2 protein-coding genes are annotated in these 18,285 nt (G+C 76.8%); both read right to left on the reverse strand.

What is annotated here, in order from left to right; all coding sequences use genetic code 11:
* Nucleotides 1-3,552 (reverse strand): amino acid adenylation domain-containing protein (locus tag AB0M46_RS35280; RefSeq protein ID WP_363343333.1); only part of this gene is annotated, 3,552 nt, incomplete at its 3' end.
* Complete coding sequence (locus tag AB0M46_RS35285; RefSeq protein ID WP_363343335.1) at nt 3,549-18,221, reverse strand: amino acid adenylation domain-containing protein; 14,673 nt, start codon at nt 18,219-18,221, stop codon at nt 3,549-3,551. The genes AB0M46_RS35280 and AB0M46_RS35285, both read right to left, overlap by 4 nt.
* Nucleotides 18,222-18,285: the final 64 nt, after the last annotated feature.

Consider the following 18,285-nt stretch of genomic DNA (forward strand, 5'->3'; position numbering starts at 1 on the left):
GGCGGTGCGCGCCGCGTCCAGCTCGACGGTGACGGTCCGCGCGGTGGCGACGGTGTCCTGGCCCGGGTCAACGGCCCGCGCCCCGAGCGGCGGCTCCGGATCCCCGCCGAGCACCTCCAGCCAGTGCTCCAGCTGCTCCCCCGCCGCGGCCTTGCCGAGCCCCGCCGCCCACTCCCGGAAGGACGTGCCCGCGACGGCCGGCTCCGGCGCGCCGCCGGCCGCCAGGTCGGCCCCGATGATCTGCCAGGACACGGCGTCCACGACGCTGTGGTGGGCCACGAACGCGAGCTGCGCGCCGCACCAGACGACCTGCAGCATCACCCCGGCGGCCGGGTCGAGCCGGTCGGCCGCGGCCGCCACCTCGTCCTCGACCGCCCCGGCCCCGATCCGGACCACGGAGGCGGCGGCGACCGCCCCCTGCGCCGGCACGACCAGCCCGGCCGCGCTCAGCCGCGCCCGGAGCAGGTCGTGCCGGTCGAGCAGGGCCTGCACGGTGCTGTGCAGGCCGTCCACCGTGAGCCCGGCGGGCTCCGGGAACACCATGGACTGGCTGTACCGCCGGTGCGGCCCCGCCCCGAGCAGCCAGGCCACCGCGGGCGTGAGCGGCACGGCCCCGATCCCGCTGCCGTCGGCGACGGGCGCATCCCCGATCGGCTCGGCCACGGCGGCGAGCGCGCCGACGGTCCGCAGCTCGAAGACCTGCCGCGGGGTGATCCGCAGCCCCGCGCCCCGCGCCCGGGCGACGAGCTGGATGCTCACGATGCTGTCGCCGCCGAGCCCGAAGAAGCTGTCCTCGACCCCGACCGACACGAGCCCGAGCACCTCGGCGAAGAGCCCGCAGAGCACCTCCTCGGCCACCGTGCGCGGCCGCTGCCGCCCGCTCATCGCCGCGAAGTCCGGCGCCGGCAGTGCCCGCCGGTCCACCTTCCCGGCCACGGTCAACGGCATGCGATCCAGCGCCACGACGGCCGCCGGCACCAGATGGTCGGGCACCCGCCGCGAGACCCACTCCCGCAGCCCGCCGGCGGCGCCCACCACGTACGCGACGAGCCGCCCGTCCACGACAACCACCACGGCCTGGGCCACGTCCGGGTGCTCGGCCAGCACCGCGGCCACCTCACCCGGCTCAACCCGGAACCCGCGGATCTTCACCTGATCGTCAACCCGCCCGACAAACTCGAGCCCCCCATCGGACCCCACCCGCACCAGATCCCCGGTCCGATACATCCGCTGACCGGCAACAAACGGATCGGCAACGAACCGTGAGGCCGTCAGTCCCGGCCGATCCAGATATCCGCGCCCCAGCTGCGCCCCCGACAGGTACAACTCACCCATCTCCACCGGCCGCAACCAGCCATCCAGCACATACGCCCGGGTATTGCCGATCGGCCGCCCAACCGACGGCGAGCCGTGCTCACCAACCCAAGCCATCAGGGTGTCGACCGTGCACTCGGTCGGCCCGTAGAGGTTCACCCCACGCGAGCCGAGCGCCGACCACACCTGCGCATCGGCCGCTTCACCACCGAGCGCCACCATCGCCGGGTGATGCCGCCCCTCCCCCAGCAGACCCGCCGCCAGCAGCGGGCCCGCCAACGAGGGCGTCACGTCGAGGAAGTCGATCCGATGCTCGTCCACATAGGACACGAACAACTCGGGGTCCCGGCGCGTCTCGTCATCCAGCACGTGCAACTCGTGACCGGCAACCAGCCACAACACGCCCTCCCACGACGTGTCGAACACGGTAGCCGCCGACAACGCGACCCGGATGCGCTGACGGTCCCTCATCAGTCGCTGCCGGTGATGCTCGAACAGGTTCAGCAAGCTCGCATGCTCGACCAACACACCCTTCGGCCGACCGGTCGAACCCGACGTGTAGATCAGATAGGCGCCCGAGCGGGGACTGATCGCGGCCGGAAGCTCACCATCCAGCAGCGGAAAGTCCGGCGTCACCACCACTGCCGGACCAGCATCCGCCAGGATGTAGTCGATGCGGTCCTGCGGATAGTCGACGTCGACCGGCAGATACACCGCACCCGCACGTAGCACCGCCAGCCAGGCCACCACGGCCTCCGGCGACCGGGGCAGCAGGACAGCCACGACCTTCTCTGGACCGGCACCATGCGCCACCAGCGACCGGGCCAGACGGTCCACCCGGGACGACAGCTCCGCGAACGTCCACGGGGACAAGGCGACCGCATCCGGCACACGGGCAGCCGTCGCCAGGAAGCGGTCCACGATCGTGCCCTCGCCGACCGCCACTACCGGGCCGTCGAGGGCCGATGACGCCGCGGACAGGTCGAGCAGGCGGGCGTCCGGGTCGTCGGCGAAGGAGGACAACAGGGCTGCGAGGCGGTCCAGGACCCGCTCGGCGGCGGCGCGGTCGAACGCGTCAGGCCGGTACTCGGCGCCGAGGACCAGGTCCTCGCCGGGCACCACGGTCAGGGTGAGCGGATAGTGGGTGGCGTCCCGTCCGGTGACCGCGGCCAGCCGCAGCCCGGCTGCCTGCTCCAGCGCGCGCAGCCCGTCGGCGTCCAGCGGGTAGCTCTCGAACACGAGCAGCGTGTCGAAGAGCGGCCCGACGCCGGCCAGGCGCTGGACCGCGGCCAGCCCGACGTGCTGGTGGTCCAGCAGCGCGGCCTGCTCCGCCTGCAGCCGGCCCAGGTACGCGCCCCAGGTATCGGCCGGCCGGGGCCGGACCCGCACCGGCAGCGTGTTGATGAACAGCCCGACCATGTCCTGCGCGCCCGGCAGGTCGGCCGGCCGCCCGGACACGGTCGCGCCGAAGAGGACGTCGTCGCGGCCGGTCAGCTCGCGCAGCACCAGCGCCCACGCGCCCTGCACGACGGTGTTGACGGTGACGCCGAGGGCCCGGGCGCGGGCGGCCAGGCGCCGCGCGTCGACGGTCCGCTCGATCGTCTCGGGCTCGGCCGCGACGGGCTGGGCGGGCTGGGGCCGTACCAACGTCGGCTCCTCCACGCCCGTCAGGGCCTCGCGCCAGGCCCGCTCGGCCGCGGCCCGGTCCTGGCGGGCCACCCAGGCGAGGTACTCCTTGTACGGCCGGGGCCGCGGCGGCTGCGCCCCGGCGTAGAGGGTGAGCAGGTCGCGCACGAGCAGCGGGGCGGACCAGCCGTCGAGCAGGATGTGGTGCGCGGTGAGGATCAGCCGGTGCCGCTGCGGGCCGAGCCGGACCAGCGCCCACCGCAGCAGCGGCGGCCGGCCCAGGTCGAAGGGGCGAAGGCGCTCCGCCTCGGCCACCTCGTCCGCGTCGGCGGCGTCGACCTCCGACCAGGCCACCGGCACCGAGGACGGGACCAGCTGCACGGGCTGGCCGGCCTTGCGGGGGCGGAACGCCGCGCGCAGGTTGGCGTGCCGGTCGAGGACCGCCTGGGCCGCCGCCCGCAACCGGACCGCGTCCAGCGGCCCGTCGAGGGTCAGCACCTGCTGGACCACGTAGACGTCGGGGTCGCCGGCCGAGTACGACGACAGGAAGTAGAGGCCCTCCTGCAGCGGCGACAGGGGCAGGATGTCCTGCAGTCCGCCCGGGCTGGTCACACGGTCCTCCACTCGTCTTCGAACTCGTCGATCTCGTCCTGGCTCAGGCTGACCAGGCTCAGGTCGGATGGGGTGTGCCCGCCGCCGCCCGGCGCGGCGGCCGCGGCGCGCAGCCGGTCCAGCGCGGCGAGCCACAGCTCGCCGAGGCGGTCCACGTCGGCGGCGTCGAGGACGCCGTCGAGGTACGCGATGCGCACGTCCAGTTCGGGCCCGCCCGGCAGGTCCAGCGTCCCGGCGTTGATCTCCAGCGGGTGCCCGGCCGGGAACGCCGGGTCGAGGCCGTCGCCGAGCGCGTCCCCCTCGGCCGCGGCGACCCAGTCGGCGCCGTCGTCGCCGGACCCGGCGGCGAGCCGGCCGAGGTAGTTGAACAGGATCTCCGGCCCGGTCGCGGCGGCCAGGGCGGCGCCGGCGGCCGGGTCGAGGTACCGCAGCAGCCCGTACCCGGCACCACGGTCGGGCACGTCACGCAGCTGCTCCTTGACCCGCTTGAGCGCGGTGGCCGGGTCGTCGCCGCCGGGGTCGAGGCGGACCGGGTACTCGATGGTGAACCAGCCGACGGTGCGGCTCAGGTCGCTGCCGGGGACGAGGTGCTCCTCCCGGCCGTGGCCCTCCAGCCGCAGCAGCACGCCGCGCCGGGCCGTGGCCGGGCGCCACTGGCGGATCGCGAGCGCGAGGCCGGCGAGCAGCACGTCCTGGACCCCGGCGTGGAAGGCCTCGGGCACGGTGCTGAGCAGCGGCCGGGTCGCCTCGGCGGGCAGCCGCAGGACCCGCTCGCGCAGCCCGCCCACGGTGTCGCGGCCCGGCTCGACGCGCCGGGTGCCGATAGACTCGTCGGCACCGTCCAAGGTAGACAGCCAGTACGGCAGCTGCTGCGCCGTCCGCGCCCGCGCGAGGCCGCTTGCCCAGATGCGCAGGGACGTGCCGACCGGGGGCAGCGCGCCACCGCGGGCGGCGACGGCCAGGTCCCCGGCGAGGATGCGCCAGGACACGCCGTCGACGACGAGGTGGTGCGCGACGAGCAGCAGCCGCCGCTCGCCGGGGAACCACACCGCCTGCAGCATGCGCCCGCCGGCGGGGGCGAGCCGGCGCACGGCCGCGGCGTGCTCGGCGGCGAGGTCGCCCAGCCCGCCGGGCGCGATCCGCAGCAGCGTGGCCGCGTCCGGGCCGCCGGGCGGCGGGACGAGCAGGCCGTCGCCGGTCCAGCTCGCCCGCAGCGCGTCGTGGCGCTCCAGCACGGCCCGCAGCGCCGCGGTCAGGCCGTCGCGGGTGAGCGCCGCCGGCACGCGCAGCAGCAGCGCCTGGGCGAAGGTGTCGAGGGCGTCTGCGGCATGGGAGCGCAGCCAGGCCACGATCGGGGTGAGCGGCACGGCGCCCACGCCGGCGTCCGGGGCCTCGGCGGCGGGCGCCGCGGCGGCCTCGGTGACGGCGGCCAGGGCGGCCACGGACTGGTGCTCGAAGACCTGGCGGGCGGACAGCTCGAGCCCGGCGGCGCGGGCCCGGGCGACCAGTTGCAGCGCGACGATGCTGTCGCCGCCGAGCGCGAAGAACCCCTCGTCGACGCCGACCTCGTCGACGCCGAGGAGTTCGGCGAAGAGGGTGGCGAAGAGCTCCTGGCGTACCGTGGCCGGCTTTTCGGAGGTCCGGTCGACGACCGGCTCGGGCAGCGCGGCCCGGTCGACCTTGCCGCCGGCTGTGCGCGGCAGCGCCTCCATGGACACGACCACGGCCGGGACCAGGTGCTCGGGCAGCCGCCTGGCGGCCCAGGCGCGCAACTCGCCGGCCTCGGCGCCGCCCTCGGTGTAGGCGACGAGGCGGCCGTCGCGGGCCACCACGGCGGCGTGGCGGACGGCGGGGTGCTCGGCGAGCGCGGCGGCGACCTCGGCGGGCTCGATCCGGAAGCCGCGGATCTTCACCTGGTCGTCGGCGCGGCCGAGGAACTCCAGCTGCCCGCCGGCGTCCCAGCGGACCAGGTCGCCGGTGCGGTACATCACCCCGCCGGGCGCCGCGAACGGGTCGGCGACGAAGCGCTCGGCGGTGAGGCCCGCCCGGCCGAGGTAGCCGCGGGCCAGCCCGGCGCCGGCGAGGTACAGCTCGCCGGGGACGCCGGGCGGCACGGCCCGCAGCCGGCCGTCGAGCACGTAGGCGCGCTTGTTGCGGTCGGGCCGGCCGATGCGCACCGGCGCGCCGGGCGCGCAGGCCCAGAAGGTCGAGTTGACGGTGGCCTCGGTCGGGCCGTACGCGTTGAGCATGTGGTGCCGACCGGCCCAGCGGTCCACGAGGTCCCCGGCGAGCCGGTCCGCGCCCGCGATGATCCGCACGCCCGGCGGCACCACCCCGTCGGGCAGCGCGGCCAGCGCGGCGGGCGGCAGCGCGAAGTGCGTGACGCCGTGGTCGCGCACGAACTCGGCGAACGCGGCGCCGACCCGGGCCGCCTCGGGCACCACGACGAGGGTGGCGCCGCGCAGCACGCTCGCGGCCAGCTCGGCCACGGTGACGTCGAAGCTCGGCGAGGCGAACTGCGCCACCCGGTCGCCGGCCCGCACGTGCCACGCCTCGGCGAAGGTGTCGGAGAGGTCGGCGATCCCGGCGTGCGGCACGACCACGCCCTTGGGGCGCCCGGTCGACCCGGAGGTGTAGATGACGTACGCCGCGTTGCCGGGCCTCGCCGCGGGCAGCGCTCCGCCACCCTCGTCCCCCGCGCCCGGGTCCACCACCGGCAGCCCAGCCGGCAGCGTGGTCGTGCCCGGGGCGGCGACGACCAGGACCGGCTCGGCGTCGGCGGCCAGCAGGGCGACCCGCTCCGCCGGGTAGGCCGGGTCGACCGGCAGGTACGCGGCGCCCGCCTTGGCGACCGCCAGCTCGGCCGCGAACAGGTCGGCGGAGCGCGGCAGCAGCACCATGACGATCCGCTCCGGCCCGGCCCCCAGCCGGACCAGCCGCCGCGCGAGCCGGTCGGTGCGGGCGTCGAGCTCGGCGAAGGTCAGGCGCAGCGGGCCGTCCTCGATCGCGACCGCGCCGGGGTCGGCCGCCACCCGCGCGGCGAACAGCTCCGGCAGCGTCCGTGGCCCGGCCGGGGCGCGCACGCCCTGCCAGTCCCCGGCGATCGCGCGCCGCTCGGCCGGGGTGAGCAGGTCGAGCTCGCCGACCCGCCGGTCCGGCGCGGCGACCGCGCCGGCGAGGAGCCGCACGAACCGCTCGGCCAGCGCGACCACGGTGGCGCGGTCGAAGAGGTCGGCGCTGAACTCGACGGCGCCGCGCAGGCCGTCCTCGCCGTGCCGCTCGGTGACGACCACGCCGAGGTCGAACTGGGCGACCCCGGTGTCGACCGGCACCGGCTCGGTCCGCAGCCCGGGCAGGCCCGGCGCCTCGGCCGGCACGTGCTGGAAGGCGACCATGACCTGGAACAGCGGGTTGCGCCCGGGCGCCCGCGGCGGGTTGACGGCCTCGACGACCCGGTCGAAGGGCACGTCGGCGTGGCCGAACGCGGCCAGGTCGGCCGCGCGGACGCGGGCGAGCAGCTCGGCGAAGGTCGGATCCCCGGCGACGTCGGCGCGCAGGACCAGGGTGTTGACGAAGAACCCGGCGAGCTCGTCGAGGCGCTGGTCGCCCCGGCCCGCGACCGGGCTGCCGAGCGGCACGTCGTCGCCGGCCCCGAGCCGGTGCAGCAGCGCGGCCAGCGCCGCCTGCACGACCATGAACACGGTGGCCCCGGCCCGCCGGGCGACGGCCCGGATCCGCTGGTGCGTCTCGGCCGGCACGTCGAAGGTGACGATGCCGCCGGCGTAGGTGGGCGCGGCGGGCCGCGGCCGGTCGACCGGCAGGGCCAGCTCGGCGGGGACGCCGTCGAGGGCCTCGCGCCAGAACGAGAGCTGCCGGGCCGCGCCGGTGTCGGCGGCCAGGAGGTCGCGCTGCCAGAGGGCGTAGTCGGCGTACTGCACGGGCAGGGGCGCCCAGTCCGGCGCCGCGCCGCGCGCCCGCGCCCCGTAGGCGGCGCCGAGGTCGGCCACCAGCCGCCCCTCGGACCACTCGTCGGTGACGATGTGGTGCAGCAGGAGCAGCAGCACGTGCCGGTCCGGCCCGACGGTGAACAGGTGCGGCCGGACCAGCAGCTCCGACGCGAGGTCGAAGGCATGGCGCGCGGCCGCGGCGAGCCGGCCGGACAGCTCGCCGCCGGTGCACTCGGCAACGGTCCATTCCGGGTGTACGGCGGACAGCACCCGCTGCACCGGCCGCCCGTCGACGGTCGGGAACACGGTACGCAGCCCCTCGTGCCGCTCCAGCACGTCGAGCAGCGCCAGCCGCAGCGCGCCGGCGTCGAGCGCCCCGGTGAGCCGCAGCGCGAACGCCACGTTGTAGGTCGGCCCCGGCCCGTTGAGCTGATGGTCCAGCCAGAGCCGGTGCTGGGCGGGCGAGACCGGCAGCGGATCGGGCCGCTCCCGCGCCTCCAGCCGCGGCGGCCCGCCGTCCCCGCCGTCGCCCCGGTCGAGCCGGGCGGCCAGCAGCGCGACGCTCGGCGCGTCGAACACGGCCCGGACCGGCAGCGCCGCCCCGAACACCGCCCGCACTCGCGCGGCGAGCGCGGTCGCGGTGAGCGAGTGCCCGCCGAGCGCGAAGAAGTCGTCCCCGGTGCCGACCACGGCGACGCCGAGCACCTCCCCGAACAGCCCGCAGAGGATCTCCTCGGTGGCGGTCCGCGGCGCGCCGCCGTCCCCGGCGAGGGCCGCGAAGTCCGGCGCCGGCAGCGCCCGCCGGTCCACCTTCCCGGCCACGGTCAACGGCATGCGATCCAGCGCCACGACCGCCGCCGGCACCAGGTACTCCGGCAGCCGCACCCGCGCCCACTCCCGCAACCCACCGACGTCCCCGACCACGTAGGCGACGAACCGCCCGTCGACCGCCACGACGACGGCCTGCGCCACGTCCGGATGCTCGGCCAGCACCGCGGCCACCTCACCAGGCTCAACCCGGAACCCCCGAATCTTCACCTGATCGTCAACCCGCCCGACAAACTCGAGCCCCCCATCAGCCCCCACCCGCACCAAATCCCCGGTCCGATACATCCGCCCCCCGGCAACAAACGGATCAGCAACGAACCGCGAAGCCGTCAACCCCGGCCGATCCAGATACCCACGACCCAACTGCGCCCCCGACAGGTACAACTCACCCATCTCCACCGGCCGCAACCAGCCATCCAGCACATACGCCCGGGTATTGCCGATCGGCCGCCCAACCGACGGCCGCGAGTGCTCACCAACCCAAGCCATCAACGTGTCGACCGTGCACTCAGTCGGCCCGTAAAGATTCACCCCACGCGAACCCAACGCCGACCACACCTGCGCATCAGCAGCCTCACCACCGAGCGCCACCATCGCGGGACGGTGCCGCCCCTCATCCAGCAGACCCGCCGCCAGCAGCGGACCCGCCAACGACGGTGTCACATCCAGGAAGTCGATCCGATGCTCGTCTACATAGGACACGAACAACGATGGATCCCGGCGCGTCTCATCGTCCAGGACGTGCAATTCGTGCCCGGCAACCAGCCACAACACGCCCTCCCACGACGTGTCGAACACCATCGCCGCGGAAAGCGCCACCCGGACCTCACGACGGTCACCCATCAACTGCAACCGGTGATGCTCAAACAGGTTCAGCAAGCTCGCATGCTCAACCAACACACCCTTCGGCCGACCGGTCGAACCCGACGTGTAGATCAGATACGCACCCGAGCGGGGACTGATCGCGGCCGGAAGCACGCCATCCAGCAGCGGAAAGCCCGGCGTCACCACAACCGCAGGACGCGCATCCGCCAAGATGAAGTCGATGCGGTCCTGCGGATAGTCGACGTCAATCGGCAGATAGATGGCACCCGCACGCAGCACCGCCAACCACGCCACCACGGCCTCCGGCGACCGGGGCAGCAGGACAGCCACCACCTTCTCCGGACCCGCACCATGCGCCACCAACGACCGCGCCAAACGGTCCACCCGGGACGACAACTCCGCGAACGTCCACGGAGCCAGGGCAACCGCATCCGGCGTCCGCGCGACCGTCGCCAAGAAGCGGTCCACGATCGTGCCCTCGCCGACCACCACCGAAGGACCCTCGAGGGCCGATGACACCGCGGACAGATCGAGCAGACGGGCGTCCGGGTCGTCGGCGAAGGAGCGGACCAGCGCCGCGAACCGCGCGAGGATGCGGTCCGGCCCCAGGTCGAGGTCCGGCCGGTACTCCAGCCGCAGCCGAAGCCGGGCCCCGGGAACCACGACCAGGCTGAGCGGGTAGTGGGTGGCGTCGACCGGGATCCCGCCGCCGATGCGCAGCCCCGGCACGTCCGTCACCGCCGCCCCGGTCGGGTAGCTCTCGAACACCGTCAGCGTGTCGAACAGCTCCCCGACCCCGGCGAGCCGCTGGATGGCCGCCAGCCCCACGTGCTGGTGGTCCAGCAGCGCCGCCTGCTCCCCCTGCAGGCGGGCCAGGAACCCGGCCCAGGTGTCCACCGGCCGGGGCCGCACCCGCACGGGAACCGTGTTGATGAACAGCCCGACCATGTCCTCGGCGCCCGCCAGGTCGGCCGGCCGCCCGGACACGGTCGCGCCGAAGACCACGTCGTCGCGCCCGGTCAGCTCGCGCAGCACCAGCGCCCAGGCGCCCTGCACGACGGTGTTGAGCGTCAGCCCGCACGCCCGGGCGGCACCGGCGAGCGCCTCCGTCGCGGCCTCGTCGAGGATGACCTCGGCGACCTCCGGCAGCGCGGCCACCGCGGGCGCGCCGGGAGCCACGAGCGTGGGCTCGTCGAAGCCGTCCAGGGCGCCCCGCCAGGCGGCCTCGGCGGCGGCCCGGTCCCGGGCGGCGAGCCAGGCGAGGTGGTCGCGGAAGGGCCGGGGCGCCGGGCCGGGCTCCCCGGCGTACAGGGCGAACAGGTCGCGCATGGCCAGCGGCCCCGACCAGCCGTCCATGAGCAGGTGGTGCTGGGTGACCAGCAGCCGGTGCTCGCCGGGCGCCACGGTCGCGAGCACGAACCGCAGCAGCGGCGGCGCCGCCAGGTCGAACGGCCGGCGCCGCTCCTCGGCGGCGAGCGCGTCCAGCGATGCGGCCTCGACCTCCGCGAACGGGACGGTGACGGAGGCCGCGATGACCTGCACGGGCCGGCCCGACGCGGTCCGGTCGAAGCCGCCCCGCAGGTTCGGGTAGCGGGCCAGCAGCGCCTCGGCGGCCGCGCGGAGGCGGGCGGCGTCGACCTCCCCGGTGAGGGCGTAGACCTGCTGGACGGTGTAGACGTCCGGGCCGTCGCCACCGGCCTCGGCGAGGTAGTACAGCCCCTCCTGCAGCGGCGACAGCGGCAGCACATCGGCCAGGCCCGGCCAGCGGGCGGACAGCACGGCGAGGTCCGCCGCGCTCAGGCCGGCCAGCGGCACGTCCGACGGGGTGAGGGCGCCCGCGCCCGGCGCCGCGGCGGCGGCGCGGATCGCGACGAGCGCGGCGAACCAGTCGTCGGCCAGCCGCCGGGCGTCGGCGTCGGTGAGGGCGGCGGCCGGGTAGGAGAACTCGGCCCGCAGCACCGGCCCGTCGGCGGTGTCCACCGTGGACGCGTTCACGGCGAGGCGGTGGTGGACCGGCATGCCCGGGGCGGCGACGGCGTGCGCGGCCGGCAGCTCGGGGGCGAGCCCCCAGGGCGCCTCCGCGGCGGCCGCGAACCGGCCCAGGTAGTTGAACAGGACCTCCGGCTCGGCGTCGGGCAGCTCGGCGGGGGTGCGCAGGTGGCGCAGCACGCCGTAGCCGAGGCCGCCGTCGGCGATGGCGCGGAGGCGGTCCTTGACGCCGCGGACCACGGCGGCGGGGCCGCCGGCGGCGGACGGGAGGCGGACCGGGTACTCGCTGGTGAACCACCCGACGGTGCGGACCAGGTCGGCGCCGGGCACCGCCTGCTCCTCGCGGCCATGGGACTCCAGGGCGACCAGCGGCTCGGCCGCCGCCCCGGTGCGCCGGGCCAGGGCCAGGACCAGGGCGGCCAGCAGGACGTCCTGGACGCCGGCCCGGAAGGCGTCGGGCACCGACGTGAGCAGCGGCCCGGCCAGCGAGGGTTCGGCGGTGACCGTGACGGTCCGCAGGGTGGCGGCGGTGTCCCGGGCCGGGTCGAGCGGGACCCCGCCCAGGCGGGTCACCGGGCCGGCGAGGGCCGAGCGCCACGGGGCCGGGTCGGCGGCGACGGTCTGCAGGGCGAGGGCCCAGGCGCGAAACGGCGTCCCGGCGGGCGGGACGGCCTCGCCCCGGGCCGCGGCGGCGACGTCCTCGGCCAGGATGCGCCAGGACACGCCGTCGACCACCAGGTGGTGGGCCACGAGCAGCAGCCGCCCGGGCGCGGCGCCGCGGTCGAACCAGACCGCCTGCACCATGGCGCCCGCCGCCGGGTCGAGCCGGTCGGCCGCCGCCTCGCGCTCGGCCGCGACCGCGGCGGCGAGGGAGTCGTCGCCGGTCCCGGCGACCACGCGCAGGCCGAGGTCCAGTGGCGCCTCGGGCACGACGAGCGCCCAGCGCTCGCCGGAGGCGTCGAGGCGGGCCCGGAGGATGTCGTGCGGGGCCAGCGCGGCCGCCAGGGCGCGCGCGACCGTCTCGCGGGTCGCGCCCGGCGGGGTGCGCAGCAGCATGGCCTGCGAGTAGCGCGAGACGTCGGCGCGCAGGGACCGCAGCCAGGCGATGATCGGGGTCTCGGGCACCGCGCCCACGCCCGGGGCCGCCGGGGCCGCCGCCGCGACGGGCGCGGCGACCCGGGCCAGGGCGGCGACGCTCTGGTGCTCGAAGACCTGCCGCGGCGCGATGTGCAGGCCCGCGGCCCGCGCCCGGGAGACCAGCTGGATGGACAGGATCGAGTCGCCGCCCAGGGCGAAGAAGCCGTCCTCGACGCCGACCGCGGCCACGCCCAGCAGGTCGGCGAACAGGCCGGCCAGGATGCGCTCGTTGGCGGTACGCGGGGCCGCGGACGAGGACGGCGCCGGGGCCTCGATCTCGGGCAGCGCGTCGCGGTCCACCTTGCCCGCGGCGGTGAGCGGAAACGCGTCGAGCGCCATGACGGCGGCGGGCACGAGATGGCCCGGGAGGCGCTCGGCGGCCCACTCGCGCAGCCCGTCGGCGCTGCCGGTGACGTAGGCGAGGAGGCGGTGGCCGCGGGCGAGCACCACGGCCCGGCTGACCGCCGGGTGCGCCGCGAGCACCGCCTCGACCTCGGCGGGCTCGACCCGGAAGCCGCGGATCTGCACCTGGTCGTCGGTGCGGCCGAGGAACTCGAGGTCGCCGGCCGGCGTGCGGCGGACGAGGTCGCCGGTGCGGTACATCCGGCGGCCCGTCACGAACGGGTCGGGCACGAAACGCTCGGCGGTGCGCGCGGGGGCGCCGAGGTAGCCGCGGGCCAGGCCCTCGCCGCCGAGGTACAGCTCGCCGGGGACGCCGGGCGGCACCGGCCGCAGCCGCTCGTCGAGGACGTGGGCCGTGCGGTTGAGGTCGGGGCGGCCGATGAGGACCCGGCCGGCGCCCGGCGCGGCGGCCCAGACGGTCGCGGTGACGGTCGCCTCGGTCGGCCCGTAGGCGTTCACCAGGCGGCGCCCGCGCGACCAGCGCTCGACCGTGCCGGCCGGGGTGGCCTCGCCGCCGACGACGACCGTGACCGAGGCCGGGATCGCGGTCTGCGGCAGCGCGGTGAGCAGCGCCGGGGGAAGGTCGGCGTGGGTGAGCCGGTGCGCCCGCGCGAACTCGCCGAACTCGGCGCCCAGCCGGGCCTCCGGCGGCACCACGACCAGCGTCCCGCCGCACAGCAACGAGGCGGCGAGCTCGCTGACGGACACGTCGACGGCGGGCGACACGTACTGGGCCACCCGGCTGCCGGGCCCGGCCCCGAAGGCGGCGCGGACGCTCTCGACGAGCGTGGCCAGGCCCGCGTGCGGGACGACCACGCCCTTCGGCCGGCCGGTGGAGCCGCTGGTGTAGATGACGTACGCCGGGTGCTCCGCCCGCACCGCGACGCCGGGATCGCTGGCGTCGCCGGAAAGCTCGGCCACGGTCACCACGGGCACGCCGGGGAACGGCTGCGTCCCGGGGGCCGCGACGAGGGCGACGGGCGCGGCGTCGGCGACCTGGCCGGCCGCCCGGGCCCGCGGATGGGCGGGGTCCAGCGGCAGGTGGGCCGCGCCGGACTTGGCCACCGCCAGCAGCGCGACGATCAGGTCGGCGGAGCGCGGCAGCCGTACCGCCACGAAGCGCTCCGGCCCCGCCCCCGCCCCGATCAGCGTGCGGGCCAGCCGGTTGGCCAGCGCGTCGAGCTGCGCGTAGGTGAGCGAGCGGTCCCCGTCCTCGACCGCGACGGCCCCCGGCCGCGCGGCCACCTGCTCGGCGAACAGCCCCGCCAGGGTGCGCGGCGGCACGTCCCGGCGCGGCCCCTGCCAGGCGCCGGCCAGCGCCGCCCGCTCGGCCCGCGACAGCAGCTCGACCGCGCCGATGCGCGCCTCGGGCGATCCGGTCACCGCGGCCAGCAGCCGCAGGAACCGGTCCACGATGGACTCGGCGGTGGCCCGGTCGAACAGGTCCGCGCGGTACTCCAGCGACCCGGCCAGCCCCCCGGCCCGCTCGGCGACGTCGAAGGTGAGGTCGAACTTGGCGGTGCCGGTGGGCACCAGGCGCGGCTCGGCGCGCAGGCCGGGGAAGCCGGCGACGGCGGGCAGCTGAGCCTGGTAGGAGACCATCACGCTGAACAGCGGGTGGTGGGCCAGGGTGCGGCCCGGGTTGAGCGCCTCCACCAGCTCGTCGAAGGGCACGTCCTGGTGGGCCAGGGCGGCCAGGTCGGCGGCGCGGACCCGGCTCAGCAGCTCGGCGAAGGTCGGGTCGCCGGAGACGTCGGTGCGCAGCACCACCGTGTTGACGAAGAAGCCGACGAGCCGCTCCAGGGCGTCGTCGCCGCGCCCGGCGACCGGGGTGCCGAGGGTGATGTCGTCGCCGGCGCCGAGGCGGGACAGCAGCGCGGCGACCGCGGCCTGGACGGTCATGAAGAGCGTGACGCCGTGCCGGCGGGCGAGGGCGCGCAGGTCGCGCTCCAGCTCCGGCGGGATCGGGAAGGCGACCGTGCCGCCGGCCGGCGCCGGGCGGGCCGGGCGGGGGCGGTCGGTGGGCAGGCGCAGGACCTCGGGCGCGCCGGCCAGGGCGGCCCGCCAGTGCTCCAGGTGTGCGTCGATCGGCAGGGCGGCCTGCCAGGCGGCGTAGTCGGCGTACCGGACCGGCAGCGGCGCGAAGGCCGGCGCCCGGCCCCCGGCGCGGGCCGCGTAGGCGGTGGCGAGGTCGTCGAGCATCGGGGTCAGCGACCACTCGTCGCCGGCGATGTGGTGCACGAGCAGCAGCAGGACGTGCCGCCGCGGCCCGAGCGCGAAGAGCCGGGCCCGCAGCGGGATCTCGGCGGCAAGGTCGAACGGCACCCGCACGGCGGCGTCGAGCGCGGCGTCGAGCCCGTCGGGCGCGACGTCCACGGCGACCAGCTCGACGGCGGCCGGGCGCAGCACCGGGTGCGGCTCGCCGTCGCGCTCGGCGAAGACGGTCCGCAGCGGCTCGTGCCGGGCGGCCAGGTCGGCCAGCGCGGCGCGCAGCGCGGCCCGGTCGAGCGGCCCGTCGAGGTCGAGCGCGAGCGGCAGGTTGTAGGTGGCGCTCGGCCCCTCCAGGCGCTCCACTACCCACAGCCGTCGCTGGGCCGCGGACAGCGCGTCCGGGCCGGCGGCGGGGCGCAGCGGCGGCCGGGCCGGCCCCGATCCGGCGGCGGCGACGCGGGCGGCCAGGGTGGCCACGGTCGGCGCGTCGAAGACGTCGCGCAGGGTCAGGTCGGCGCCGAAGACCGCGCGGACGCGGGCGACGACGCGCGCCGCGAGCAGCGAGTGCCCGCCCAGGGCGAAGAAGTCGTCGCGCGGCCCGATCGCGGCCACGCCCAGCACGTCGGCGAAGACCCCGGCGAGCAGCTCCTCCTCCGGCGTGCGGGCCGCCTCGTGCACGCCCCCGGCGTAGTCGGGCGCGGGCAGGGCGCCCCGGTCGAGCTTGCCGTTGGGCGTGCTCGGCAGCGCGTCGAGGACCAGCACGGCCGAGGGCACCATGTAGTCCGGCAGGGCCTCGGCCGCGCGGCGGCGCAGCCCGGCCGGGTCCACGGCGACGCCCGGGGCGGGGACGGCGTAGGCGACGAGGCGGCGGTCGCCGGGCCGGTCCTCGCGGACGATCGCGACCGCGCGCAGGACCGCGGGATCGGCGGCCAGGACCGCCTCGACCTCGCCGGGCTCGATGCGGAAGCCGCGCAGCTTCACCTGGTGGTCGACCCGGCCGAGGACGTCGAAGGTGCCGTCCGGGCGGCGGGTGGCGAGGTCGCCGGTGCGGTACATGCGCTCGCCCGGCGCGTACGGGTCGGCCACGAAGCGGGCCGCGGTCAGCCCGGGGCGGCCCAGGTAGCCGCGGGCGACGCCGGCGCCGCCGAGGTACAGCTCGCCGGGGAAGCCGTCGGGGACCGGTCGCAGCGCGGCGTCGAGGACGTAGGCGCGGGTGTTCCAGATCGGGGCGCCGACGCTGACCGTGTCGTCGGTGAGGCGGTGGGCGGTGGACCAGATCGTAGTCTCGGTCGGCCCGTAGAGGTTGGTCACGGAGGCGGCGTGCTTGCGCAGCACGGCGGCGAGGTCCGGCGGCAGCGCCTCGCCACCGACCAGCACCCGCAGGCCGGACAGGGCGGCCGGCCCGCCCGGGGCCTCGACCAGCTCGCGCCACAGGGTGGGCGTCGCCTGGACGACGGTCGCGCCGGTGCGCCGGACCATGCCGGCCAGCGCCCGCGGGTCCTGGACCGTCTCCTTCGGGGCGAGGACCACGGCCGCGCCGGTCAGCAGCGGGAGGTACAGCTCCAGGCCGGAGATGTCGAAGCTCACCGTGGTGACGGCGAGCAGGCGGTCGGCCGGCGCCAGCGGCACCTCCTCGCGCATGGCGAGCAGGAAGTTGACGAGGTTGCCGCGGGTGATCACGACGCCCTTGGGGCGGCCGGTGGAGCCCGAGGTGTAGAGGACGTAGGCGGCGTCGTGCAGCGGGCGCCCCGGCTCGCGCTCGTGCACCCCGCCGGCGTCGACCAGCAGCGCGGGCGCGGCGTCGGCGAGCATGAAGGCGAGCCGGTCGGCCGGGAAGTCGGGGTCGAGCGGCAGGTAGGCGGCGCCCGTGCGCTGCACCGCGAGGAGCGTGACGAGCAGTTCCGCGGTGCGCGGCAGGCACACGGCGACGGTCCGCCCGGGCGCGGCGCCCCGCGTGCGCAGGTCCGCCGCGAGCCGCTCCACCCGCGCGTCCAGCTCGGCGTAGGTCAGGGAGGTGTCGTCGTGCACCAGCGCCACGCCGTGCGGCGTCCGGCGCGCCTGCTCGCGCCACAGCTCGTCCACGCCCGCCGAAGGCAGCGGCTGCGGCGCGACGGGCTCCGGGTCGCGACCCAGGCTCAGCCGGCCGGTCGGGGCCGAGAGGTCGAGCGCGGCGAACGACGTCAGCAGCGCGGCCAGGCGGGCCGCGTGGGCGTCCACCGTGGACTCCGTGTAGCGGGCCGGGTTGGCGTCGAGCACGATGGACGTGAGCCGGTCGTCGATGGTGACGGACAGGTCGTCGACCGGGCCGGGCGAGAGGTAGCGGGGCGTGCCCGGGTGGCCGGCGAAGGACAGCGTGGCCGCGAACGGCTTGATGTTCACCCACGGGCCGACCAGGCGGCGCTCGCCGCCGACGAGGCCCAGGTCGCGGCGGATGTCCTCGCCGCGGTACCGCTGATGCGCCCGGACCGTGCGCACCTCGGCCCTGACCCGGGCGACCAGCTCGGCGACCGAGTCGGCCGGCCGCACCGCGACGCGCAGCGGCAGCACGTTGACGGCGGTGACCGGCACCCGCGCGGCGACCGAGCCGAGCCGCCCCATCATCGGCAGCCCGAGCACCACCTCCCCCGCGCCGGTGAGCCGGTGGACGTAGAGCGCGACGGCGGCGAGCACGGCCTCCACGCCGATGCCGGCGGCGGGGTCGAGCGCGACCGTGCGGCGGATGAACGTGGGGCTCGGCCGGACCGGACCGCTTCCGAGGTCCGGCGCCTCGACCCCGTCGAGGTGCGCGGCCCAGAACTCGCGGTCGGCGGCGAAGCGGGGCGAGGCGCGGTAGGCGGCGTCCTCGGCCACGACGTCGGCGAGGGAGCCGAACGGGCTCGGCGCCGGCTCCTCGCCCGCGGCCAGCGCGGTGTACACGGCGGCAAGGCGCTGCGCCACGAGCGCGAAGGTGTAGGCGTCCATGACGACGTGGTGGCAGCGCTGGTACCACGTCCACACCCCCGGCCCGCGCCGGACCAGCGCCTGCGCGAAGACCGGCCCGGCGGCGAGGTCGAGCGGGGCCGAGAGCCACGCCTCGTCGACGTCCCCGTCGCGCACCTCGAGGCGCCAGTCGAGGTCCGCGGCGATCTCCTGGCTGGGGGTGTCGTCGATGCGCACCCGCAGCGCCTCGGCCTCGCGCACGACCCGGCGCAGGGCCCGCTCGAACAGCTCCGGGTCGACATCGCCGTCGATGTCGATGCCGGCGGCCGTGGTGAACGCGGGGCCGGGGTCGAGCTGGTGGGCATACCAGACGCCGGCCTGGGCTCCGGTGAGGTCGAGACGATCGGGCACGGTGCGGTTCTCCTCAGCGCAGGGCGGGGCCCGCCGCACCGGGGTTGGCGCGGCGGGCGGGGAC

The organism is Dactylosporangium sp. NPDC051485, from assembly GCF_040682015.1.
Classification (GTDB): Bacteria; Actinomycetota; Actinomycetes; order Mycobacteriales; family Micromonosporaceae; genus Dactylosporangium.